General features: G+C 62.6%; 28 protein-coding genes. 9 read left to right on the top strand and 19 right to left on the bottom strand.

Annotation, left to right across the window (positions count from 1 at the left end):
* The 3 genes from KDH09_15740 to KDH09_15750 form a co-directional block, all read right to left on the bottom strand.
* On the bottom strand, positions 1 to 362 hold a 362-nt coding region (locus KDH09_15740), incomplete at its 3' end, for a hypothetical protein (GenBank protein ID MCB0221150.1).
* 173 nt (positions 363 to 535) lie between these two features.
* Positions 536 to 1465 (bottom strand): serine protease, encoded by a 930-nt coding sequence (locus KDH09_15745; GenBank protein ID MCB0221151.1) that lies wholly within the window; start codon positions 1463 to 1465, stop codon positions 536 to 538.
* A 5-nt stretch (positions 1466 to 1470) separates the two neighbouring features.
* Positions 1471 to 1926: a hypothetical protein gene (locus KDH09_15750; protein MCB0221152.1), complete on the bottom strand. Its 456-nt coding sequence runs from the start codon at positions 1924 to 1926 to the stop codon at positions 1471 to 1473.
* Between the two features lie 30 nt (positions 1927 to 1956).
* Here KDH09_15750 and KDH09_15755 point away from each other — a divergent pair, with 30 nt between their 5' ends.
* From KDH09_15755 to KDH09_15765, 3 genes are read left to right on the top strand one after another with little or no spacing between them, the layout of a single operon-like run.
* Positions 1957 to 2154: a hypothetical protein gene (locus tag KDH09_15755; protein MCB0221153.1), complete on the top strand. Its 198-nt coding sequence runs from the start codon at positions 1957 to 1959 to the stop codon at positions 2152 to 2154.
* Between the two features lie 25 nt (positions 2155 to 2179).
* Positions 2180 to 3229, top strand: coding sequence for a tetratricopeptide repeat protein (locus KDH09_15760; protein ID MCB0221154.1), 1050 nt, complete (start codon positions 2180 to 2182; stop codon positions 3227 to 3229).
* The gene (locus tag KDH09_15765) at positions 3226 to 4257 is read left to right on the top strand and encodes a DUF547 domain-containing protein (GenBank protein ID MCB0221155.1); all 1032 of its coding nucleotides are present in this window, start codon (positions 3226 to 3228) and stop codon (positions 4255 to 4257) included. The genes KDH09_15760 and KDH09_15765 overlap by 4 nt, the downstream gene beginning before the upstream one ends.
* Positions 4258 to 4262: 5 nt before the next feature.
* Here KDH09_15765 and KDH09_15770 read toward each other — a convergent pair whose 3' ends face one another.
* Positions 4263 to 4514, bottom strand: a complete 252-nt coding sequence (locus tag KDH09_15770; protein ID MCB0221156.1) for a glutathione S-transferase N-terminal domain-containing protein — start codon at positions 4512 to 4514, stop codon at positions 4263 to 4265.
* 190 nt (positions 4515 to 4704) lie between these two features.
* On the opposite strand from KDH09_15770, the gene KDH09_15775 reads away from it, so the two are divergent.
* Positions 4705 to 5379: a hypothetical protein gene (locus KDH09_15775; protein ID MCB0221157.1), complete on the top strand. Its 675-nt coding sequence runs from the start codon at positions 4705 to 4707 to the stop codon at positions 5377 to 5379.
* Positions 5380 to 5448: 69 nt separating this feature from the next.
* Here KDH09_15775 and KDH09_15780 read toward each other — a convergent pair whose 3' ends face one another.
* The 3 genes from KDH09_15780 to KDH09_15790 form a co-directional block, all read right to left on the bottom strand.
* Positions 5449 to 6447 carry an alpha/beta hydrolase gene (locus KDH09_15780; protein ID MCB0221158.1) on the bottom strand — a complete coding sequence of 333 codons (999 nt, stop codon included), beginning with the start codon at positions 6445 to 6447 and terminating at the stop codon, positions 5449 to 5451.
* Between the two features lie 132 nt (positions 6448 to 6579).
* Entirely contained in the window at positions 6580 to 7164 is a 585-nt protein-coding gene (locus KDH09_15785) for a hypothetical protein (protein ID MCB0221159.1), read from the bottom strand.
* Positions 7165 to 7191: 27 nt separating this feature from the next.
* The gene (locus KDH09_15790) at positions 7192 to 7848 is read right to left on the bottom strand and encodes an L-2-amino-thiazoline-4-carboxylic acid hydrolase (protein MCB0221160.1); all 657 of its coding nucleotides are present in this window, start codon (positions 7846 to 7848) and stop codon (positions 7192 to 7194) included.
* 198 nt (positions 7849 to 8046) lie between these two features.
* Here KDH09_15790 and KDH09_15795 point away from each other — a divergent pair, with 198 nt between their 5' ends.
* Complete coding sequence (locus KDH09_15795) at positions 8047 to 9252, top strand: GGDEF domain-containing protein (GenBank protein MCB0221161.1); 1206 nt, start codon at positions 8047 to 8049, stop codon at positions 9250 to 9252.
* Positions 9253 to 9259: 7 nt separating this feature from the next.
* On the opposite strand, the gene KDH09_15800 is transcribed toward KDH09_15795, so the two are convergent.
* The 5 genes from KDH09_15800 to KDH09_15820 form a co-directional block, all read right to left on the bottom strand.
* Positions 9260 to 10171: an alpha/beta hydrolase gene (locus KDH09_15800; GenBank protein MCB0221162.1), complete on the bottom strand. Its 912-nt coding sequence runs from the start codon at positions 10169 to 10171 to the stop codon at positions 9260 to 9262.
* A 13-nt stretch (positions 10172 to 10184) separates the two neighbouring features.
* Positions 10185 to 10535 (bottom strand): arsenate reductase (glutaredoxin), encoded by a 351-nt coding sequence (gene arsC / locus KDH09_15805; GenBank protein MCB0221163.1) that lies wholly within the window; start codon positions 10533 to 10535, stop codon positions 10185 to 10187.
* Between the two features lie 15 nt (positions 10536 to 10550).
* Entirely contained in the window at positions 10551 to 10802 is a 252-nt protein-coding gene (locus KDH09_15810) for a hypothetical protein (protein ID MCB0221164.1), read from the bottom strand.
* Between the two features lie 143 nt (positions 10803 to 10945).
* Positions 10946 to 12244 (bottom strand): hypothetical protein, encoded by a 1299-nt coding sequence (locus tag KDH09_15815; protein MCB0221165.1) that lies wholly within the window; start codon positions 12242 to 12244, stop codon positions 10946 to 10948.
* A gap of 90 nt (positions 12245 to 12334) precedes the next feature.
* Entirely contained in the window at positions 12335 to 12985 is a 651-nt protein-coding gene (locus tag KDH09_15820; protein MCB0221166.1) for a TetR/AcrR family transcriptional regulator, read from the bottom strand.
* A 330-nt stretch (positions 12986 to 13315) separates the two neighbouring features.
* Here KDH09_15820 and KDH09_15825 point away from each other — a divergent pair, with 330 nt between their 5' ends.
* Positions 13316 to 13924: a glutathione S-transferase family protein gene (locus tag KDH09_15825; protein ID MCB0221167.1), complete on the top strand. Its 609-nt coding sequence runs from the start codon at positions 13316 to 13318 to the stop codon at positions 13922 to 13924.
* A gap of 158 nt (positions 13925 to 14082) precedes the next feature.
* On the opposite strand, the gene KDH09_15830 is transcribed toward KDH09_15825, so the two are convergent.
* The 4 genes from KDH09_15830 to KDH09_15845 all read right to left on the bottom strand — a co-directional run bounded on the left by KDH09_15830 (position 14083) and on the right by KDH09_15845 (position 18165).
* On the bottom strand, positions 14083 to 15387 hold the full coding sequence (locus tag KDH09_15830) for a hypothetical protein (GenBank protein MCB0221168.1): 1305 nt from the start codon (positions 15385 to 15387) through the stop codon (positions 14083 to 14085).
* Positions 15388 to 15647: 260 nt separating this feature from the next.
* A complete protein-coding gene (locus tag KDH09_15835) occupies positions 15648 to 16277 on the bottom strand; it encodes a DUF2238 domain-containing protein (GenBank protein MCB0221169.1) in 630 nt (209 codons plus the stop codon).
* A complete protein-coding gene (locus tag KDH09_15840) occupies positions 16274 to 17146 on the bottom strand; it encodes a CPBP family intramembrane metalloprotease (protein ID MCB0221170.1) in 873 nt (290 codons plus the stop codon). The genes KDH09_15835 and KDH09_15840 overlap by 4 nt, the downstream gene beginning before the upstream one ends.
* 20 nt (positions 17147 to 17166) lie before the next feature.
* Positions 17167 to 18165: an NAD-dependent epimerase/dehydratase family protein gene (locus tag KDH09_15845; GenBank protein ID MCB0221171.1), complete on the bottom strand. Its 999-nt coding sequence runs from the start codon at positions 18163 to 18165 to the stop codon at positions 17167 to 17169.
* 133 nt (positions 18166 to 18298) lie between these two features.
* Between KDH09_15845 and KDH09_15850 the strand changes: the two genes are divergently transcribed.
* On the top strand, positions 18299 to 19765 hold the full coding sequence (locus tag KDH09_15850) for a methyl-accepting chemotaxis protein (protein ID MCB0221172.1): 1467 nt from the start codon (positions 18299 to 18301) through the stop codon (positions 19763 to 19765).
* A gap of 4 nt (positions 19766 to 19769) precedes the next feature.
* Here the strand turns inward: KDH09_15850 and KDH09_15855 are convergent, their stop codons facing one another.
* The 3 genes from KDH09_15855 to KDH09_15865 are packed head-to-tail and all read right to left on the bottom strand — an operon-like array spanning position 19770 to position 21963.
* Positions 19770 to 20837, bottom strand: a complete 1068-nt coding sequence (locus KDH09_15855; GenBank protein ID MCB0221173.1) for a hypothetical protein — start codon at positions 20835 to 20837, stop codon at positions 19770 to 19772.
* Positions 20838 to 20839: 2 nt separating this feature from the next.
* Positions 20840 to 21391 carry a hypothetical protein gene (locus tag KDH09_15860; GenBank protein MCB0221174.1) on the bottom strand — a complete coding sequence of 184 codons (552 nt, stop codon included), beginning with the start codon at positions 21389 to 21391 and terminating at the stop codon, positions 20840 to 20842.
* Positions 21392 to 21411: 20 nt separating this feature from the next.
* Positions 21412 to 21963 carry a DUF2505 family protein gene (locus KDH09_15865; GenBank protein MCB0221175.1) on the bottom strand — a complete coding sequence of 184 codons (552 nt, stop codon included), beginning with the start codon at positions 21961 to 21963 and terminating at the stop codon, positions 21412 to 21414.
* Positions 21964 to 22192: 229 nt separating this feature from the next.
* Between KDH09_15865 and KDH09_15870 the strand changes: the two genes are divergently transcribed.
* Positions 22193 to 22777, top strand: a complete 585-nt coding sequence (locus KDH09_15870) for a hypothetical protein (protein MCB0221176.1) — start codon at positions 22193 to 22195, stop codon at positions 22775 to 22777.
* 173 nt (positions 22778 to 22950) lie between these two features.
* Positions 22951 to 23095, top strand: a 145-nt coding sequence (locus tag KDH09_15875; protein MCB0221177.1) for an MBL fold metallo-hydrolase, incomplete at its 3' end; no start/stop codon positions are given.

A 23095-nucleotide genomic window follows, 5' to 3' on the forward strand; every position in this document is an offset into this window, starting at 1 on the left:
CCCACGCCCGGCTCGCGGCAGAGCTCCGCGCTCCCGGCGGCGGCAAGCCCTGCGGGGCCGCCAAACTTCACGAGCAGCGAACGCGCCTGATCCAGGGCGCTGCCCTTGCCGGCGCCCTCACCGGTGCGCAGCAGGATGGCGATGAGCTCGGCATCGCTCAGACTCTGCGCGCCGTGACGCTGGAGCCTCTCGCGCGGTTTCTCCGACTCAGGCCAATCCCGAATGGTTGGAGCCCGGCGTTCGGGCAGCCGCGATCCGCGCGGCAGCGGGGCCTCAACGGACGAGGGTTCGCGGGGCGTGATCGGGCGCGCCGGCGGCAGGGGCAGTTGGAGGAGCTGGGCGCTCTCACGGGACTGGCTCATGGATAATCCTCACCTGAGGAGTATCAAAAGCGAATTGCATGCCACTTCAGGAATTTCGCATAACCAATTGAAATTACTGGCGAATACCGGAACAGCAAAAATGCCGTGAAGGCACGGTGGTCCGAAATCCGCACGCGGGGTTCAGAGATCGTCCGTCGCGCTTATTGAACTGATTATGGGGCGGGTTTCAGGGCGATCCGGACCTGCTTGTCGCCGCGCTGGACGACCAGTGGGATCGGCCGCGCCGAGCGCCAGCGTGAGAGCAGGGCCTGCGCAAACTCCAGTGACTCGGCCCGCCGCTCAGCCATCCCGACAATGACGTCGCCGCTCAGGAGGCCGGCAAGGGCGGCGGCGCTCCCTTCGCTCACTTCATCGATGCGCAAGCTGCGAAGCTGGGGAACCTCGCTCATGGTGACGCCCAGATCTGCCCAGCTCACGCGTTTCTCTTCACCCGCCTGCAGTGCGGCAATCACCGGTGCCAGCACCGTGGCCGGAAGGGCCGGGGCAAACCCGTGGGTCTTTTCCTCGCGCGGAAGTACCAGCGCCGCAACGCGCCCTTTCTCATCGAGCACGGGCGCGCCGCCAAGTCCCTTGCGTGGCGAGCCCTGAAGCAGCACCAGCGCTTCGGCCGTATCGCTCTCCAGCGGCACACCGGAGGCCGAGACCGTGGTGCGCACCACCGAGAGTCCGTAGTGGCCCGGGTAACCCGCGATCATCACCGCCGACCCCGGCGCGGGCAGGTCGGTGGCCAGCTTTAGCGGCGCGGCCGGGACGCTGGGCGGCGGCACGGGCTCGAGCAGGGCCAGGTCGTTGTCCTTGTCGGTGCCGATAATCCGCGCGCCGGTCCAGCTCCCGTCCGGGGCCCGCAGGCGAATCTCGTCGGCCCTGGCGATGGCGGTCCAGGTGGTGAGCACATGGCTTTCGGAGACGAAGAACCCGCTGCCCGCGCGCGGACGGCCGCGACCGTCTTCGTCACCGATCGCCTCGACACGCACCACCACCGAACGGGCGCGCTGGGCCAGGTGTGTCCACGCCGAATCGGAGGCGGGTTTGGCCGCGCAGGAGGCCAGCAGACACATCAGGGCAACAACAAAAGCACGCATGGGGGTTACTTCCTTGCCGAGAGGAGATCGGAAATCATCCGGGAAACCGGGCCGAGCAGGATAAAAAGGCCGGCAAAGCTCACGAGCTGTCCCACGCCAGAGAGCGCCGAGAGTGCGGCTGAGAGGTGCGAGACGAGGAAGAGGGCGCCGCCGAAAATCAGGGTGCCCAGACCAAAGTAGAGAGCCTTGCGGTTGAGGGCGGAATCGGTTGCCTGCTCTTTGGCGGGGAGATTATGCTCCAGCCGCGCCTGAAGCTGGCCCAGCGCGCGACGGCGCTGCGCGGGGCTCAACGGCTCCAGAATCGCACTCAGACGATCGCCCAACTCGTCGACCTGAGCGGAAACCTCCGCCAGAGATACCCGGGGAGCATTATGGTCAAAGTCATCGGAGCCCTGGCGGTCATCGCCGTCGGAATGTTTACTTACACGATCCTCTTGGGCTTGTGGGTCGCGCAGGGGCATGCTGAAGCGTCCTACCAGCTCAAATGGCAGTTGGCAACGCTCGTGGTGATGATGGTGACCTTCACCCTGAGCATCTCCGAAGCGGTCGGCGCGGCCAAGGTCATCGACCAGCAGGCCGACATCATCAACACCTACGGCGAGATCGCCGGCGACGCCATTGCCAATGAAGTAGCCCGCGAGCTCAATGCGCGGGGCATCACCGAGGAAGACGACGTCGCCCAGGCCTGAGCCCGGGCGCACGCACAAGGACATCATGAAGTATCTGTTTGCACTGCTGAGCCTCATGGCCGCGCTCTCGCTGGGCACTCCCGCCCGGGCCGAGGACGCCGCTGCGCCGTTGATGGCCGATCATCCCCAGCCTGCCATGCCCGGCGTGGAAGCGACCGAGCTCAAGGAGCCCGCCGACTATCCGCTGGGATTCTCCACCAATCCCGATGCCGAACCCCACTACCGCAAGGCGCTCGGCCTGGTCGACGACTATCGCGGCCTGACCTGGGCCGGCGTCCAGACCGCGCGCGAGGAATTCCAGAAGGGTCTGGCCTTTGAACCCGACAACCAGCTCGCCCAGCTCATGTGGGCGCGCCTGATCCTCCGGCTCACCAACTATGAGCTCTCGGTCGAGTCGGCCGCCAAGATCGAGGAAGAAGCCCGTGCCATCGTCGAGGGGCTCGACCTCTCGGGAGAAGACGGCCTGCTCATCCGCAAGGAACGCGCCTCGGTCTATCTCTACGAACTGCAGGACCTGGAACGCGGCGAAGAGGATCTGGTCTACCTCGCCGAGCACGGTGAGCCCGACGCGCAGGTGCTGCTGGCGCTGGGACAGACGCGTTTCTATCAGGAGAAATACTTCGCGGCCAAGCAGGCCTTTCGCAAGTCGCTCGAAATCGAACCCGACAACCTGGAAGCCCGCAACAACCTGGCCTGGTCGGAGTATCAGGAGGGCGATTACGACGAGGCGGAACAGCACTTCGACGAAGTGCTCAGCCGCGACGAGCACTACATGGGCTCGCTGCTGGGACTGGCAAAGATCTACCAGGCGCGCGGAGACCTCGGTCCCGCGATCGAGAAATACAACGCGCTGCTCGAGATCTCCCCGAACTTCATCTACTTCCTGGACCTCATGATCCTCTACTTCCGCCACTACAACTACGTGTTCATCGTGCTGGGACTCATCGCGGCGGGGTTCTTCATCAAGTCGCTAACCCACACCATGAGCCGCGACAAGCGGCGCGCCGCTGCATCCATCAAGATCGCCAGAGAGCACGGCGCCAGCGAGCCGGGCACGGGGCAGGGGGACGCTTGATCCGCGCCGCCCTCTGCGCGCTGTTTTTTCTGGCGCTGACGCTGACAGGCGCCCGCGCCGCACGTGCCCAGTTCGATCCCTCGAGCCTCAACCGGATCCTGCGGCAATACCAGCATGATGGCGACTTCGACTACGGCGCCATTCGCGACAAAGAAAAAGACAATATCGCAGCCATCCTGCGCAGCTTCGGTCGTGTTGAAAAGGAGCGCTGGGAAGGCCACGTCGAGTCCGAGCAGAAGGCCTTCTGGATGAACGCCCACCTGGTCATCACGCTCTGGGCCATCGTCGCCAACTACCCGGTCGAGGGGGATTCCATCCGGTTTTTCCCCGGCGATTCGGTCCAGCAGATCCCCGATTTCTGGGACGCCCAGTACATCACGCCCGAGGGAATGCAGAGCCTTCGGAGCATCGAGCGCAAGCTGATTGAGCAGTTCGGTGACGTGCGCGCGGTGCTGGTGCTCTTCAACGGCACGCGCTCGGGCCCGCCGCCGCCCACCGAGGCATGGACCGGCCGCAACGTCGAAAAGCGCATCGAACGGCGGATGGAGCAGTATTTCGCATCGGATCGCGGCGCGGTGCATGACTACCAGAACGCCACGCTGGAGCTCTCGGAGGCTGTCACCGACTTCTGGCGCGCCGACGTGCTGGCTGCCGCGCGCAGCGCGCGCGACGCCAACCAGGGCAACGTACCCGTTGCCCTTCGCCCCAGGACCGGCCCCACCGGGCCGTGGCGTCGCTACGGGGAAGAAGACGCCCTGTTGCTCGAATTTCTCTCGCCCTACCTGCCTGCCAGAACGCTCAGCCGCCTCAAGGTAAAGCCCCACCGCATCGAGACGCTTCGCTACGACTGGCGCCTCAACGACGGAACGCCGCCGCCGCCCGCGCCGGAGGGAATCCCCCTCGACCCGGCCGCGCCGTTTCAGGATCTCGAACCCGGAGAGCTTCCCGCCGCTCAGAGCGAGCACAAAATCCGCATTCCCGAGAAGCCAAAAGACCCGCAGGAACTCACGCCGCTATTTGGGGAGTAAGAAGCTCAGTTGCCCAGAAGCTCGTCGAGCTTGCCCGACCTCTGGGCAGCCTGCAGTTCATCGAACCCGCCAACGAGTTCGTCGCCGATGTAGATCACCGGGACAGTGGGCCAGCCACTTTGCTCGCGAATCTTCGCGCGCTCGGACGGGTTACTCACGTTGACGTCCTCAAAGGGGATCTCGGAGCGCTTGAGCAGGCTCTTGGCCATGTTGCAGAAGGGGCAGTAGGGGGTGGTATAGAGTTTGACGCTGTTCATGGTGTGGTTCTCGGCAAGGCTATTTCCAGTTTGGATGCGGCCCACGGTCGAAGGTTGCAGCGAAGGTGCCTGCCGGGTCAAGCCGCTTTGACAGGCTGCCCGTACGGGCGCTAGGCTGGAATGGTTTCAACAATGCATGAACACCTCTGTGAAGCCCGTCAGAGCGGGGCTTCGAGGCGGGGAGGTTTCCGTGAGAGCTTCAGTAAAAGCGGCCGCGGCGCTCGCGATTCTGGCCGTCCTGGCGCTGGCACCGGCGTGGGCCCATGCCCAGAATCACCGCCAGACCAGTTGCCTGGGTGACGGCTTCAAGGAAGCGCGCTGGGGCATGAATATTGATGAACTCAAGAAGGTCGTGCCCGGTCTTCGCGAGGACTTCAATCGCTTTGAGCCACGCGTGACCGCCTATCACAGCTTCGAATTTCCCAACAATGGATTTTCGGAATTCCGGCTCTTCGACGGGCAGCTCTTCTACATTCGCGTGAAAATCACTTCGCCCGAGTTCAACGACCAGCTTCGCCAGAGCATGCTCCGGTGCGGAAAGCCCACGGCGGCCGACCAGTCTTCCTCGGCCCAGCGCTACCTCTGGTCCGATGAGACCACGGCCAAGGCCCTGTATCTGTATCCCTACTACGCGGAAATCCGCGCCAAGAGCGAGAAGCTCGGCAAGGAGTGGGCCGCCCTCAAGGAAGAGGAAAGCCGCGTCGAAGAGTTCCTCGACAGCCGCATGCTCAACGCCGCCGGAGCCAAGGAAGAGTCGCAGGATTCGGGCTCATCCAGCGACGACGTGGATGCCCAGCTCCGCGAGCTGGAAAAAGCCCTGGAGGCCGAGCGCGCAAACACGCTGGTCGCCGACCCCAACGAATAATCTTCGCAGCCCACAACGAAAAAGGCCGCGCCCGATGGGCACGGCCTTTTGGTTTGTGTCTGCGGGAAATCAGGCGACTGCGTGCAGCTCCCGGCCCATGATGCCGGGTTCTCCCAGGAACTTGAAGACATCCTTCCAGCACTCGCGCATGAGGCTGTAGGGAATGGGCAGGATGTGGTGGGCATGGGTTGCGCCCTTGTGCTCCTTGAAGTCGGCGCGCACGCCGATCTTGTCGAGGGCTTTCTTGAGCCGCCGGGAGTCGCCGACGATGGGATCGTTCGAGCCCACTGGAATAAGGAATGGCGGAAGCGGACGGTCGGGCTGATTGGCCAGAATCGGGAGCGGAGAGAAAAGCGGGGCCTTCTCCACGTTCTCTCGCCAGTTCTTGCCCAGTATCGCCTTGGTCAGGGTCTTGAAGACCGGTACGAGCTGGCGCAGCACCGGATGGTCCTTGTAACGATCGGGCGCGCCCGGATCGTGCCAGCCGCAGAAGGGAATGCAGGCGGCCAGCGGAATCTGGCGGGCCCAGACTTCCTGGGCGAAGAGCTCAGGACGCTTGTAGGAGTTGATCACCGCAAGCATCGCCGCCAGGTTGCCGCCCGCGGACTCACCGGCGATCACGAAGCGCTCGGGATCGCCGCCAAAGTGTTCGAGATGGTCCCACACCCAGCAGAGCGCGTGACAGGCGTCTTCGATGCTGGCCGGGTAGGGGTTCTTCGGTGCGAGCCGGTAGTTGATCATGAAGGTCAGATAACCGTGGTCGGCCAGGATCTTGCCGACAATGCGGTGGGTATCCTTGGATCCAAACGTAAAGCCGCCGCCGTGGACGTAGAAGACCACCGGGCTCTTGCCCTGGAAGGGCGCCGGCACCCACACGTCGAGCAGGTGACTGCGACTGCCGTCCTCGATGTAGGGATAGTTCTGGATGAGCCGGCTGCTCATCGCCTTCTTGGACGTGGTCGCAGGCGAGTAAAGATTGAGTGCTGCGACGTGGGCCGCGTAGTCGAGATACCGGAAGAATCCGTGCATCACGCGCGAGACTGGCGAATATTCGATGGGTTCGTTCATGCTCATTTCCCCGTTGCCCCCAAAGTCGGCACCAGTATAGAACAATGTTTTAGCTACTCGCCAGACGAATCTGGCTCATCGCAAATCCGGCGTCATTTCAATCACTTATATGCATTTTTTTTCGGGAAGGGCTCAATCTTCGCGACAGAGCACAAACCAGTTGTCCATCGGTTTGCCCTTGCGGGTGGCCCGTCCGATGGTCACGTGTGCCGACACCCCGCGCAGATAGTCGCGGGTGTTGTAGTAGATGAACCTCGAGAGCCTGGCCGAATTCGGCAGGATCTCGGGCCAGCCCGCCGGGTGGCGGGGCGGAACGCACAGGTAGTCGACCAGCACCTCGCCGTCGTCACAGTTCCGGGTCACGAAGTAACCCGGCCCCGTCACCGGCGAGAGGAGCTGGTGGTTGTAGCCCCACAGCTCACGAAGGCCCTCTTCGTCGGGGCGGCAGAAACGCTTCTGGAAATAGCTGAACATGGGAAGCGTGTTGCGCCCGTAGTGAATGACTTCTTTCATGGGGGCGCACTCTTCGGGCACGATGTCCTCGAGCTTCACGGGACGCTCGTCACGCACAGCATCGAAAAGCGCGGCCTGCTCCTTCGCGTCCAGACGCAGGGCTTCTTCAACCCGCCTGAACGGGGGAAGGTTGTCGAGAAAATCGGCCAGCTCGCCTGTTGCGACCTCGCGGCCGCGGAAAAACTCATGGATGCTGTGTTTCATGGCTCTGCCTCGCGTGTGGGGAAAACTCTAGGCCTTTTTCTCGGCTTCAATCCAGTGGAATTTGAAATCGCAGCACGGCCCGCCCTCGGCGAGCGTCGTGGTGCGCGTGTAGCGGATTTCGGGCTGGTGGGTCTCGAAATACCCCTCATCGCCGGCACAGAACATCTTGGCCAGCTCGGGGACGCCGGCGCGGACGGTCAGCTCGTGGAACCAGCACTTGGTCACGGTGAAGTCCACGCGCTCTAGCCCCACGACGGCAATGTCGGACTCGGCATTGACGATGGGCCGGACGATCTCGGCGGCCTTTGCGTCGCGCGCGGCCTGGTCCAGGTCCACGTATTCCGCGCGGTGCAGGGTGGGCAGGGCATGGGCCAGAAACTCGATGGCCACCGCCTTGACGAGCTTGCGGGCAATTTCGAAGGCGCGCTGCTCACCGACTTTTTCCTTGAGAAGCTGGTAGAGCAGGATCACCTGGCCCACCTGGCGCCGGCTCAGGCGCTCTTTCTCGTCAACGGGCTCGCCCACATCGTGAAACGGCTCACCACGCAGGTGGCGGGCCTCCAGCTTTACCAGCATGGGGAGCAGTGCGCGCACGCCGATCTCACGGCGAAGCAGCCGCACGGCCTCAATGGCGCCGCGAAACTCAAAGTAACGGTTGATGGTCGATTCCGAGAGCATGGCCATGGTGCGTCATTTCCCCGTCGCCTCTTCATAGCGCATGGGCCCGGCACTGGGAAAGCGCGGGGCGCCGGGAGCGCAGGGCGCTTGGCCTGGCGCCAAGAAAGCGCCATGATATCAAAGTTAATGACGGGTATCGGGACGTTTCGTGCGCGGGGCAAATGCCGGGGGCGGGGTTTGCGCATGTGAAGTCACGGGACGTGAATGATTCAGCATGATCTGGACAACATGAACGACGCAGCGACAGGTGAGCGCGCCACACTTGCCAAATCGGCCAGTGACCCGCTCGATCGCCGCGACCTGGCCCGGCTTCTCTACGGCTACCTGGCCGGCACGGCCGCCATCGCCGTCTTCGGCAGTGTCCTGCTGGCAGCCGAGGTCTATCCCCGTCCCGAACACACCACAATGGAGAAACTGCTTCTGTGGACGGTGATGCTCTCCATCCCGCTCCACATCCCGGCTCTTCTGGTCATTCACAGGCTCGACAAGGCAGGCCTGCAGCGTTTTGCCACATGGATCCTGTTTACGAGCAGCTTCCTGCTCACCGCGCTGATCCATCTTTCGGGTACCTACACCGCGATCGTCGGCATCCTGATCTTTACGGAGATCGGCATGGCCACACTCATTCTCGCTCCGCGGACGGCGGGCCTGCTGGTATTGCTGCAGTTCCTGCAGTTCGCCGCCATTGTTGTGCTTGAAAAACTCGGCGTCATCCCGCGCCAGACCATTCTGCTTGAGCTCTTCAATTTCAATGCGGGCAACATGCAGATGGTTGCCGTGCTGGCGCTTTTTGGCGGCGTTCTCGGCACGATCTTCTCCTGGTCGACCTACGTGCGAAAACGCTTCGAGGAAATTCACCTGGAGCTCGCAGCGCTGGCCGTCACCGACAAGCTCACGGGCCTTCCCAACCGGCGCAGCTTTGACGAAGCCCTCTACCGCGAAGTGGCGCGCGCCCGCCGCCTTGGCAGTCCGATCTCCATGCTCATGTGCGATGCCGATCACTTCAAGGTGGTCAACGACACCTATGGTCATGGCAAGGGTGACGAAGTGCTGCGCCGCATCGCCGATGTGCTGCTGGGAAGCGTGCGCGTGGGCGTCGATCAGCCGGCACGCATCGGCGGCGAGGAATTCGCCATCATTTTGAGTGACTCCAGCCTCAGCACGGCGACCGAAGTGGCCGAGCGCATTGTAGAGACCATGCGCCAGCTACGCTTCGAGGCAAAGGGCGAGCACTTTCGCGTTACGCTGAGCATCGGCGTTACCAGCCTGCAGGGAACAGCCGCCGATGGCGATCTGCTCATCGAGGCGACCGACGTGTTGCTCTATCGCGCAAAAAACGGCGGTCGCAATCAGGTCGTCGCCATGAGCGTCGAGGACCTCCAGGGCGAGGGGCCGGCCTTCGCCGTCTAGTTTTCGATTATCTGAAGAATCCCGAGAGAGCGCGGCTGACTTCGTCCGGCTGCTCAAGATGCGGCCAGTGGCCGGCCTTGCCGATCTGATGCACGGTGAGATCGCCGAGCATGGGGCGCATCGGATCCACGAGCTTCGGAGGGAGCAGGGGATCGTCCTGGCCCATGAGGAAGAGCACCGGCATCTGGAGCTTGCGATTCTTGTCGCCGGCACTCTGGCGGCCGCTCAGCGGCGCGCTGCGATAGTAGGCCAGCGGCCCGTGCCAACTGTTCGGGCGCGAATAGAGCATGTGGTAGTAGTGCAGCTCGCCGCTCGAGAGCGGAAGTCTGCGACCGCTGGCAACCAGCCGGAAGCAATTGATCAGGAAGTCGCGCGGACGCGCGTTCAGCACGGCCTCCGCCAAACCGCGGGCGCGCATGAAGGGCACGTAGGCGAACTGGGGTTTCTGCCACAGGCGACGCGCGATCTTCGCATCGCTCATGTTGATGATGTGCTCGAAGGCCAGAAGGTGCGGCGTGTTGAGCGAGGCCACCCGGCGGCAGCGCTCGGGATGGGCGAAGACGAAGCGCCACATGAGCAGCGCGCCCCAGTCATGCCCCACAAGGCTCACCTGCTTGATCCCCAGGGCGTCGAGAATCCCATACAGATCCGAGGCGAAGGTGTTGGCGTCGTAGCCGTCTTTGGTGACCTGCGACTGGCCGTATCCGCGCAGATCGAGGGCGATCACGCGGTAGTATTTTGCCAGCGCGTCCATCTGGCGGTGCCAGGAAAACCAGTTCTCGGGAAAACCGTGCAGAAAAAGAACCGGCTCTCCCTCTCCCTTTTCCACGTAGTGAAAGCGCATGCCGATGGCATCGACGAATCGGTGCTCGCCGACACTTTCGGGGTGCACGCCTTCAATGGGGGAGGTGATGATCATGCGTGGGAGCTCTCTACAGCAGCGCGTTGACGTTCTCGGGCGGGCGACCGATCACGGCCTTCTTGCCCTTGACCACGATGGGGCGCTCGATGAGCCTGGGATTCTTCGAGAGCAGTTCCAGCAGCTTGGCATCAGCCGGGACTTTTTGGTCCAGCCCCAGTTCCTTGAACTCGGCTTCCTTCTTGCGGACGATCTCCATGGGAGCGACGCCCAGCATTTTCACGATCTCGGCCAGTTCACTGGCAGAGGGCGGGGTCTGCAGATACTCGACCACTTCGATGGAGGCGCCGGCGTCTTCGAGCAGCGCCAGCGTCTGGCGCGACTTTGAACAGCGCGGGTTGTGATAGATGGTGATCTTTGCCATTTGAGGTTCTCCTGGTCAGGTCAGCTTGTCGTAGTCGACCTGTTCGCGGGGGATCGGGAGCTTGTCGAGCTCGGCTTCCAGGGTGGGGAGCCACTCATTGAGCGGCTTGTCCTCGGGCAGGATGATCCGCGCGATGCCCGAATCGAGCATCTCGATGCTGCCCGCGCCGCTGGGCTTGAGCGGCACCTCGATCTTCTCGCGGTGAATGCCCAGTTTGTCGATAATCTCGAAGATCTTGCGCATCTCTGCCATGCCGACGATTGCCATTGCTTGCTCCTTGCCGGCGCGTAGTTATAAGCGCCGCATCGCCCGGGCGCAAAGGGGGCTGACCGGTGAACCCCCAGCCCAAAAACAAAGAGCCCCGCCCGAATGGGCGGGGCTCTGCGGCTTCAAAGGAAGCCGGCTGTAGACTAGTTGAGCATGCTGGCCACCGCGCGCTGGGCGTCGCGGGCGCTGCGGGCTGCGTTCTTGCCGATGCGCATCTTGGCAATCATGTCGCCGATACCGCCGAAGATGTCCGAACCGAACACCTCGCGCTCGCGGTCGGCCATGTCCTGGCTGATCTCACCGCCGCGCAGCAGGGTGTAATCGCGATAACCCTCGTATTTTTCGGGCTCGAAGTTCCGCACGTAGGCATTGAACAGGTTGTTGATGCCGTAGAGGATGTCCTCGCGCTTCTGCGGCATGGGGAAGCCCGAACGCTCGGACAGGCGGGTCACCTTGGCCACGAAGCGGCCGAAGAACTCGAAGACATTCAGGCCCAGGGTCTCGAAGTAGGGCTTGTAGTCGAAGATGATCGGCAGCGCCGGAACGAGCATCATCATGCGCGCACGCTGATACTTGGGATCGTGCGTGACGTGCTCGGGGATGTTGCCCAGCGAATTGTAGGTCTGCGGGAAGGCGCAGTGGCGCGACTCGTCCATGTGGAAGGCGCGCATGATGTGACGCAGCCCCGGGAAGTCCTCGAAGTGCGAGAACAGGTTCGTCGCGAAGCTCTCGAGGATGACGTTCATGCCGAAGAGCTTGTGGTAGTAGTCCTTGCCCGCGACGGTTTCGAAGAGCATGCGCGCCGAGGTCTTGAGCGGACGGATGTCGTCGATGGTGCGGAGCATCTCGCGCAGCACCATGAAGTGCTTGGCTTCTTCCATGGCCTGCATGGCCATGCCCATCTTGGCGCCCGTGCCCTTGACGACGGGCAGCAGGGTGGCGCTGGTGTAGAGGGCGTAGGCCTCGCCGTGGCCCAGCAGCGACATGATCGTGCAGATCGCTTCGCGCTGTTCGGGGCTGTAGGCCTCCTGGAATTCGCGACGGACTTCGTCGGAGGTAACGTGGGCGACAAGATCGTCGATCTCCACGGTCGGGTCGTCTTCACAGATGGCACCCTCGCCATGGTAGGCGCCGACAATGACGTGGTCTTTGACAGCGGCGGCCTTGTCGGCGCGCGAGGCGTCCTGGAATCCCAGATAGGGAGCAACCGTCTCGGCCTTCCAGAGGTTCACGAAGGCTTTTTCGTAGTTGCGCTGGGTCAGCAGCTCCATCTCACCACCTTCGAAGGTCGCGGTCTTGTCGTCGTATTTGTTGACAAGGTTCGACTCGATGCGGCGACGGATGTAGGGCTCGGCCTTGTAATAGGTGCCCATCACACCCTTGAAACCGTTAACGAAAGCAGCCTCAGCAGCTTTTTCTTTCCAGGTCTGGGTTCCACTCATGATTGTCTATCTCCTGCCTTTTATTTCTAACTGGTCGTCCGTCTCAGGTTCGGGTTGGACCAGGTTGTTTGCCTCACAACCCCCGGCGTTTCAGGCCGAGGGAACGGTGATCAGTTTGGTAAGCAGATCCTTGAAATCATCGAAGGCCTGCTGCGCGCCCTCGGCATCAACCTGCAGACGCATTGCAAATCCCGGAATCGTCGCAACCAAGAGCTGCGCCAGACGCGAGACCGGAATGGCGAGCTGGTCGGCCACCGGGCCGAGCGCATCGCGCGCGGCTTCTTCCACAAAAGCCACGATCGAACGCATGAACTTGCGGTGATGCTCCTGCAGGGCAGGGTATTTGCCCGCCAGGTTCCACAGGTCGAGTCCGAAGAAGATGAAGTTGTCGTTCTTGCAGATGAGCCGCCACACCATGTCGAGCGTCGCAATGGCACGCTCGATCGAGGGCTCGCCCTTGAGCGAGTAGTTGCGGATGCGTTCCTTGGTCAGGTTGAAGAGCAGGTCCTGCAGCTCATAGAGCAGGTGTTCCTTGCTCTCGAAGTGGTAGTGCAGCAGGCTCTTGGAGACGCCGGCGCGCTGCGCGATTTCCTTGGTGGTGGTCTTTTCGTAGCCGTGCTCGGCAAAGCACTGCCCGGCGGCGAAGAGAATCTTCACCACACTGGGGTTACTTACGTTGGCCTGGGGAAACTCTCGCTCGTCGAGCTCCTCCCGGGACTTCTCTTGTGCGCGCTCCGACATTCCTTACTCCGAGGTCAGCTTTCCTGACCGGCTGGCCAGTCACAGACTATCGCGCCATTCTGCGCCGTGTCAAACAGTTTTCTATTGCCCGCAAACATTCGTTATTCAGTCTGTAATTACAATGGGTTAGGTGTTTTGCAGGGCCCCTCAAACCCTGTTTGGAGAGGCTCGGGACTGGCCGCGTGGTCAGGAAATTGAGCTTTTACTCACCCCGAATCAGGCGGCGCCGCTCCGCCTGACTGCAGCATCCAAAGACCCGCTACTCCGCGCGCGCCGGGGATGCTACTAACGCTCTCACTGAAGAAACTCCCCATCAAAGGACGTCCACACATGCTCAAGCTCTATCATGCCCCCAAGACCCGCTCGGTGCGGGTGATGTGGCTGCTCGAAGAACTCGGCCTCGACTACGCCGTGCACAAGCTGGCCTTCTCGCCCGAGGCGCTCAAGAGCGAGGAATACCTCAAGATCAATCCAATGGGCCGCGTCCCGGCGATCGAGGACGACGGCATCTGCATGTTCGAGTCCGGCGCCATTGTTCAATACATCCTGGAGAAATACGGGGAGGGACGGCTCGAACCCAAAGTCGGCACGCCCGAGCGCGCGAAGTTCCTGCAGTGGATGCACTTCGCCGAGGGCCAAGCCATGAGCCCGTTCTCCGACATCTTCCAACACTCCATGATCCTTCCCGCCGATGAGCGTGTGCCCGAGATCGCCAAAAAGGGGCGAGAGAAATCCGCCGACGTGCTGGACGTGCTGGAGAAAGCGCTCGAAGGAAAGACCTGGCTGTGCGGCGAGGAGTTCACCGCAGCCGACATCATGGTGGGCTACGTGGTCTTCTCGGCCAAGATGCTCGGCCTCATCAACGACAAACTGCCGAACCTCAAGGCCTACTGGGACCGCATCAAGGACCGCCCGGCCTTTCAGAAAGCGGCGGCCTGAGAGAAAAGGGACGAGCGAACCTCGCTCCAACGACAACGGATGTGCAGGGGCGGGGTTTACCCGCCCCTTTTGCATGTACGCAGAAAGCCGCGCCCCGAGAGGGTGGGGCGCGGCCTTGTGCTTGGGAAGACCCGCTTGGGAGCGGGGGGAAGCCGTGTTTATGCGAAGGCGGTCAGGGCGCGGCCAAAGATTCCTTTCGGCTCGCTCTTCTTGCCCTTCTTCGCCTTGTTCTTGGATCCCTTGCGCCAGATACCGCGGTAGAGATCCTTGCCGTAGACCTCGAGCTCACGCTCGACCATGTCGGCGCTGAGCTGGCCCTTGTAGAGGCGACTGTAGTCCTGGAATCCGTCGTATTTCTCGGGTTCGAAGGCCTTCACGTAGGAATTAAAGAACCAGTTGAGGCTCCAGAGGACCTGCTTGCGCTCCCAGGGAAGCGGCATCTTCGCGCCTTCGGCGGCCTTCGTGATCTTCGAGACGGTGGCGCCGAAGAAGTGGTAGGGGTTCATGCCGATCGTATCGAAGTCGGACTTGTAGTCGACAAATGCGCCGGCTGCCGGGGCAAGCACCATCAGGCGCTGCCACTTGGCCGCCATCGAGTTTGTTACCTTGTCGGGCACGTTGCCCTCGGCCGCGTAGGTCTGGGGGAAGGCCACGTGGCGTGACTCATCCATGTGGAAGGCGCGCATGATGTCGCCAAGTCCGGGGAAGTCCTCGAAGTGGGCGAACAGATTGGTGGCAAAGCCCTCAAGAACGATGTTCATCCCAAAGAGCTTGTGATAGTAGCGCTGGCGCGCGATGGTCTCGAAGACCGCGCGCACCGACGCGGTCAGCATCCGGGTGCCGCCAAGATTGCGCAACATGGCGCGCAGCACGGCGAAGTGCTTGGCCTCTTCCATGACCTGCATGGCCATGCCGAGCTTCGAGCCGGTGCCGCGCACGAGCGGCAGCAGGGTCGAGCTGGTGTAGAGGGCGTAGGCCTCACCGTGGCCAAGCAGTGAGACGATGCGCAGAATCGCTTCGCGCTGCTCGGGGCTGTAGGCGTCCTCGAACTCCTTGCGGATCGCGTCCGAAGAAGCATATTCAACAAGTTCCTGTGTCTCGGCATTCTCGACATCGAGGGCGGCCTTGGCGTGGCGGTCCTTGATGGCGCTGCCCACCACGGTTCCCTGTCCGGCGGCGACCTTGTCGGCGCGCGAGGCGTCGTGGAATCCCAGATAGGGGGCCACTTCCTCGGCCTTCCAGAGGTTGGCCAGGGCCTTCTCATAGTTGCGCCCGAAAAGGACGTTCATGTCATTGGAGTTGTACTCGGCCGTGCGGTCGTCGTAGTCGGCGACGGCATAGTAGTTGTCGACGAGGTTTCGCAGACGGTCGTTCTGCGACTGGTAAGCGCCCATGGCGGTCATCAGGCCGTACTTGAGTGCCTTATCAGCAAGCTTCTGCTTGTAGGTTCCCGCGCGTTCCATTTGTCCCTGTTCTCCTTAAGATGCTCCCTCAATGCTCGCCTGACCATTTGGTCAGTCGCTCTATGACGCAGAGTATCGAATTCAAACGATGTTTGTCAATTCGATTTTAAACGCTGTTTTATCAAGTAATTACAGATGGTTATCTTCATATTTTTCACGCCTGAGCCAATCGGTTCAGAAGAAAATCAAACAGTGGTTTCTTCACTCAAACCAGAAAGTGAGGATCGTGAGCTGAGGGGGCAGGGGAATTCAGGCGAATTTCAGGCTGAAAGCGTGGCGAGCTGCCGGTCGTGCAGGCGGGCAAGCAGGATCTGGGCAGTGATGGCGCCCAGCGTGGCCAGGAACATGTCCCACTGCGTGTCCCAGGGATCGCCCTGGGTGCCGAGAAACGCCTCGGCCGCCTGCGCGCTGATCAGCGCCGCCCACCACTCGATGAACTCGTAGACCGCGCTGATGGCAAGGCAGGTAGCGCTCACCAGAAAGAACAGCCATTTGCCGCGCCTTAGCGGCGAGGTGCGCAGCAGGATCTCGCGCGCGGCGATGGCCGGGATGAATCCCTGCGCGAAGTGACCGATCCGGTCGTAATGATTGCGGGTGAACCCGAAGAGGTCTTCCATCCAGAAGCCGAGCGGTACGCGTGCGTAGGTATAGGCGCCGCCGTAGATGAGAATCAGTGCGTGAAGCGCAATGAGCCAGTAGAGCAGGCGGGTGAGCGGAAAGCGCTCCCGCGTGAACACGAGTACCGGCGCGACGATGAGTGCCGGAATGACTTCCATCACCCAGGTGATGCGGTCGAAGGGAGAAACAGCCGAAGCAATCAGTGCCAGGCTCACCGCGCCCAGCAGGACCAGTCCCTCACGGGAGGAAACCGTCGCGGCGTGCTTGCTCATGCCCTGGCTTTCTTCTTCTTCGCCTTTTCTTTTTTCTTCTTCTTTTTGGGCTTCTCGATGGGAGTCGCGGCGGCCTTCTGGATCGGGGTCGGGGTGACTTCTCGAACGGGAACCGGCGCGGGGGCAGGGGCCTGCGCCCTTTGCCCGCCGGTGCGAAGCACTACGGCGGCGTCCAGGGCAAAGCCCAGCCACCAGTGCAGGATGGTCGGGTAGACCACCGAGTCGGTAAAGCGCGCCATCCATGCAAAACCCGGCCCGGCAAAGATCGCGCCCACGGTTTCGTCGCGCGGCTTACCGATGTGCATCAGCGTGGAAGCCACGCTCTGGAACGCGGTGGCGCCGCTTTGTCCGAACTCTTCTTCGAGTCCGCGGTCGAGAAAGCCGCGATAAAAGAACTCCCAGCCGATGTAGTAGTGGACGTTCGAGAGTTCATAGATCGCAAAGGAGAGCAGGTCCTCGCGTGCGGCGTCGCACATGGGATACTCGTCCTGAAAATCCTTCTGCCCCGAAGCATAGATCGCGCCCAGCGTTGCGAGCGGAAGCGAAGCGGCCAGCAGCGGAACCCCGCGCCACCACTTGCCTACTTTCAAACCGTAATCCGAGAGCGGCTCGCCAAGCCCCGCGCGGGCAATTCCGGCGGGAACCACAAAGAAGGCGGCGAAGGCGAACATCCGCTCGTAGACATGGGAGAGCAGCTCGCGCAGGTTCTCGTCGTCGATGCGCTCCTCGGCCCAGTCTTCGAAGTTCTTGGGCTGTCCCAGATACAGGTAGGCCACCTGCAGCGCGGTCGCGCTCACCCAGATCGTGCGGGCCCGGCGCTTCGAAGCGGCCGAGCCGCGCTTTCGTTTTTTCTTGAAGAGTCCCAGCATCTACCTCACCTCTAGTTCTCTTAGAGCGATCCCTCATTCTTGGCGCGCCGGTACCATTCCACCGTCAACGCCAGTCCCTCATCGAATCCAACTTTCGGATCAAAACCCAGTAGCCGCCGGGCCTTGGCGTTTGAAAAGTGCGAATCGGTAAGCGGCACGCGCACGCGGTAGCTCGTAAGCGGCGGCGCATTCTTCGCACCCGCCAGCGTCCACACCCGCTCCATGATGTCGCCCGCGGCACGGGCCAGCGGGGCGGGGATGCTGATGCGGGGCATGGCAACGCCGAGCGCTTTGGAGAGCCTGGCGTTGATTTCCTTCCACGAGATGGGGGCGTCGTCGGCGAGCACGAAGGTCTCCCCGGCGGCCTCGGCCTTGGTTCCCGCAAGCACCATTCCCTGCGCAAGGTTGGGCGCGTAACTCGTGCAGGTGCGCGCGCGCCCGTCTCCCACCTGGCGGTAGATTCCCTTCTCGAGCGCGTCAGCGAGGTTGGCAAAGCTCGTGCGATCACGCGGTCCGAAGGGAAAGTATCCCGGCCGAATGATCACGCCCTCGATCTTGCCGCCCTCGTGGGCGGCATGCACCAGCTTCTCACCCTCGACCTTCGAGCGCGCGTAGTTGTTGCCTGCGTCGATGGGAGCTTCTTCGGTAGCGTTGAACCAGCCGTGAAAGCCGTGCACCGAGAGCGAGCTCATCTGCACGAAACGCCTGGCCCCCGCGCCGGCGGCGGCGTCGATGAGATCGCGTGTTCCCTCGACATTGATGCGCTTGAACAGGCTCCAGGGACCGTAATCGGAGACGACGGCCGCCAGGTGATAGACTAGGTCGCAGCCCTCGCACGCCCGCGCGAGCGAGGCAGTGTCGGCCAGATCGCCGTCCACGCACTCGACATCGATGCCCTCGAGATTGACCATCGGCGTCCCCGCCTGGATCATGGCTCGCACTTCAATGCCGTTGGCACTCAGCGCCTCGCTCAGGTGGCTGCCCAGGAATCCGTTTGCTCCGGTAACAAGTGCTTTCATGGACGCCCCACGTTAGCAGGCAGAGTTACGACAAACCACATCTTGCGCGTCTTTGAGATGGGAGCAATAGTGGGAGTGTTGTGATACGGGCTGCCCCCGCGCGAGGGGGCAAGAGGGAACTGGGCGACGCTCCATGACGCAGACATCCGTGCCCTTTTCAGCCGATGGCTATGAGACCGAGCTGCTGGCCGAGTGGCGCCCGCGCGCCCGGCTGGTTGCCGTCATCGGATTTGTCGCGACCTTTCTGATCTGGGGAATCGACGTCTCCACTGCGGCGTTCGATCTTGAGCCCATGCTGGTGACCGGTGTGTGGGATCTGGCGGCAATCCGCCTGAGCGCCGCGATTGCGCCAGCCATCGGCACGGCCGTCCTGCTCATCGTTCGCGACGATCGAACCCTTGCCGCCTGGACCGTCCCGCTGACCGCTGCGTTCGTTGGCCTCAACGACATCGCATTCTACCGCGCCGGCTACGCCCTGGGGCCCGTTCACTCCCTGGTCGGCGTGGTGGAGCTCTTTGCCATCGTCTCGCTGCTGCCCATGAACCGGCGCCAGCGAATCACGTTTTTTGTCTGCGTCTGGTTTGCGCACATGGCAGCCGACTTTGGCTGGGGAGGCGAGTTCACGGGCGCCGGTCGCATCTGGATTCAGGTGGCCTTTGGTCTGTTTCTGGCCATGATCGCCGCGCCGGTTGAATACTTCTATTCGCTTCGTCGCAAGGAATACGACGCGCGCAGCTCGCTGATGGCCACCGTCAGCGCCCTGGAAGAGTCGCGCGACGAGATCGCCCGCGCGGCCCAGCAACTGGCCATCAGCGTCGAGCAGATTACCGCCGCGACCGGAAGGCTGGCCAGCACAGCCGACCACGCCCAGCGCGACACCATGCAGATTGCCACCACGACCGAAGAGGTTGCCGCCTCGGCCGATGCGCTGGCCCAGCGGAGTCGTGAGAGCGCAAAGGAAGCCGATGAGAACCGCGAGCGCACCGAGCGCGTGCGCGACCACATCGATCGCATCCGTGGCGAGCTCGATGCACTCAACCGATCCATCAGCGGCGCCGATTCACGCTTCAACCAGCTACAGAACCAGTCGCAGCAGGTCGGCCAGTTCGTCGACACCATCAAGGAGATCGCCGCGCAGACGAACCTGCTCGCCCTCAACGCCAGCATCGAGGCCTCACGTGCGGGCGAGGACGGGCGCGGCTTCGCCGTCGTCGCGCAGGAAGTGCGCAAGCTCGCCGAGCAGGCACAGGAGAGTTCCGAACAGGTCAGCGAATCGGTGACCGGCGTTCAGGACGAAGTTGCCGCAACGCTGGGCATCGTGCGCGAGGTCATGGAGGCCTCACGGAACTTCGCGACGCTCTTCGATGACGCCAAGCGCGAGCTGGGCGAGATCGCCGCCGCGGCCGCGCGGGTCAACGATCGCAACAAGGCCAACGCTACCGACGCGCGCGAGCAGGCGCAGGCCACCGGGGAGATCTCCCACGGCACAAGCGAGGTACTCAATCAGGTGCTCGAATTCGCGCAGATGAGCGAAGAGGTCACCGCGACGGCTCGTGACCTGCAGACCCTGGCCGAAGAGTTGCAGCGGGCATTGAAGTAAAAGACTAGGCCGCGCGCCTGCGCCTCATTCCGTGGCGCGGCACCAGGGCGAGATCGTCCAGATACTCGCCGATCCATCCCATCACCTGCGGAATTTCGAAGACGATCGACATGTGCGAGCCCTCGTACCAGCGGATGGGGGGCTCGCCCCAGTCGCGCCACTGGCGCTCGACCGCGTCAGCGCGGATGATCAGGTCGTGACGGGCGTTGATCCAGAGCATGCGCTCGGTGGGGATCACCGGTTTCATCCGCGAGAGCCCCAGGCGGCTCTCGATGTCGATGAGATCGGCCTCCGAGAGACCGCGCTGGTTGAGTTCCTCGCGCATGCGCGTGAGGATCGGCGCGCGGGTCACCGCATCCGAGAGCGACTGGTGGGCGATGACCGGAATGGCGAAGTCCACGTCCTTTTCGACGCACACGGTGGTCATCGTAATCACACCGCCAAGGCTCATGCCCACTAGGCCGATGGGCTGGTTGAAGCGCTCGCGCAGGTAATAGATCACCGAACGCACATCCGAGACGCTCTGGCGGATGGCTTCAAAGCTGCGCACCAGATCGCTGGTCCAGAAAAAGCCGCCGTGGATGAGTTCGTTGGCCGGTTTGCGCCGCCCGTGGAAGGGAAGGTGCAGGTGGCACACGTCCACGTCGAGCTTCTTGAGAATGCGCGGGATGAGCACGCGCTCTTCCATGACGGGGCCGGGCTGCATCAGGCCGTGGATGTAGATGACCATGACGCGCGGGTGGCCGTCGTCGTGACGGTAGATGCGGCCCACCACGTGGCGGTTCTCGATGTAGTCGTGCTCGTGACGCTCCTTGTAGTGGGCGCTCATCGGTTCGAAGGCGCTGTCGAAGCGGAATTCCTCGACGGTGTAGCCCCGGCGCGCTTCAAAGCGCGAGAGGTGTGCGTGATTGGGCACCGGCGGCGCCGGGAAGGCCACATCGAAGGGCTTGTCGAGGTAGGCCTCGAGCTCGTCGCGGGTGTCGGGATGTTCGGCGGGCAGATTGTTGGCGATGCCGGAGATGAATCCGACCGCGCGGTCCATGGCAAGGGCCAGGGGAAGTGGAATACTCATGCTCAGCTCCCGGTGAAGTTTGTCTGGCAGTCGCGCTCAAGCAGGAAGAAGTTCGAGAACACCCGCGCCGGTCCCACGGTCAGGAAGGCTTTGCCCAGAAACAGGTCCGGGTTTCCTTCCACCTGCACGACGTAATCCTTGATCACGCGCGAGGGATCGAGCCGCGGATTTTCGGGCGCGGCGGCGTAGTTCAAAAAGATCGCATTGTCGTAGCGCCGGTCTTTGGCGTCGCGCGCCTCTGATGAGGGCATCACCGCGTAAAAACCAAAGCGCTTGGGATTGGCGTTGGAGGGTTTGCACTCCCAGGGCTCGGAAATCGAGGAGACCTTCACCGGAATGTTGTAGCCCTCGTAGCGAAACGGGCCGGTGCTTTTGCGGAAGAAGCCCTTCTTGAACTTCGTAATCCCGGCGGCCTTCGCCCAGGCCGGCGGGTTGTGGCCGCGGAACTCCCAGCCGGCCAGTTGCTCGAGATCGGGCAGGATGCCGGCAGCAAAAATGCGCTCAAGTTCCTCGCGCGAGGCGCGGGCCATGCTGGCAAAGGTAATCTCGGACATGGACTCTCCTCCAAAGAAGCTCAGGCGAAGCTGCGGGCGCTCGGCCAGCTCTCCATGACCCGGTCCCGGATGCCGGGCCAGGTTTCCTTTAGAAATCTAGCACAAACCTCGTATTCGGCGCTCTCGCGCTTTTCGAACTCGTGTTTGAGAAGTTTCTCCACCCGGCCGCCGATGGCAGGCAGGCGAACCAGTACGGTGAGCTTGCTGCGGCGGATGGCCCGGCCGGGGGCGGGCTCCTCAATGGAGAATTCGCTGCGATAGACAAAGCGCTTCCCCAGCACCGGCGACTCGATGTCGTACCAGCCCCGGTGGGTTTCCCGGTCGTATTCCATCACCTGGGTGACCTGCGAGGGGTCTTTTCGAAAAATCTTGCCCACGAACTCGGGCACCCGGCTTTTGGCGTGATACTCGCTCACCCGGCGAAAGCGCGTCCCGTCGTCGGTCCACTCCACCACGTCGCGGCGATTGACCTCGTGCACGAGGTCGTTGAGCCGCTCGAGATCCTCGCACGCGAAGGCATATTCGAACTCCGCGCGGTCGATCTCGAATTCGTGGGCGACGCTGATTTCCATGGTTTCTCCGGCAGGGAGCGCAGGATCCCCACCATGCGCCGGCGAAGTTTGTAGACGCAGCGCCCCGATGTCAATTCCGCCTCCGGGCAGCCGGGCTTGTGGGCGCTTCCCGGCGTGCTACACTCGGCGCCGGTTCAGGGATTTCAACCAGCGCCGCGCGCCGACCGGGCGGTGAGGGGCAAGAACTCGCCCGGAAGCGCGCGCAACCATTTAAACAGGGAGCAAACTCATGGAAGCAAACCGCCGCAACTTCCTCAAGATCGTGGGCTCGGGCATCGTCGCCGCGCCCTTTCTGGGGGCCTCGGTCATCAAGGCCAATGCCGCCGATATGGGCAAACCCTACAAGGGCTCGCTGCTGGGCACCGAGTGGGAGGGCAAGGCCACCATCAGCCCCGAGGTCCAGCACCCGTATTTCAAGGACAAGACCTGGCTTGGAAAGGTCCCCGATTTCTTCGAATACAACGCCAAGCGCGAGGACAACAACGCCGAGCGCCCCGAGAACAACCTCATCAAGCATGAGATTCATCTCGAGGTCGGCAAGAACCGCGCCGAAGTGAGCGTCAACTTCATCAACAAGCTCAAGCACCCCCACCAGGCCGGTCACTGGTGGAGCTGGATCGAACTCTGGGACAACGAAACCGACCCGAGCTGGATCTCCATCCACGAGCCCGCCGGCGGCGAAGACCGCTGGGGCCCAAGCGGCGTCGAATTCTCCCCGGATCTCTTCCTTGCCAACAAGATCAAGGGAAACCTCGTGCGCGTGCGCGCCTACTGCGTCACCCACGGGCTCTACACCCACTACTTCAAGATCTAGCAGCTTCGCTGCTCTTGCTTGAAAAGCCGCGCCCGATGGGCGCGGCTTTTTTGTGGGATCGAGCAAAGCACACTCCCACTGGCAACCCTCTTGAATTGCGCGGGCCGGCAGGGCTACGAACTTTCCACGTCCTGAAGAGCGCCGCCCGGCGCCGCGGGACAACGGAGCGAGACATGAAGCAACTGCACCGGCCGGACCTGTTTGCGTGGTTGGCTTTTGATGAAGCGCGCAACCTGGATTTCAACGGCTTCGCGTGGGTGCGCAAGGAGGGCAACGTCCTCATCGACCCGATGCCGATGAGCGCCCATGATCTCGAAC

This window comes from Chrysiogenia bacterium, assembly GCA_020434085.1.
Lineage (GTDB): Bacteria > JAGRBM01 > JAGRBM01 > JAGRBM01 > JAGRBM01 > JAGRBM01.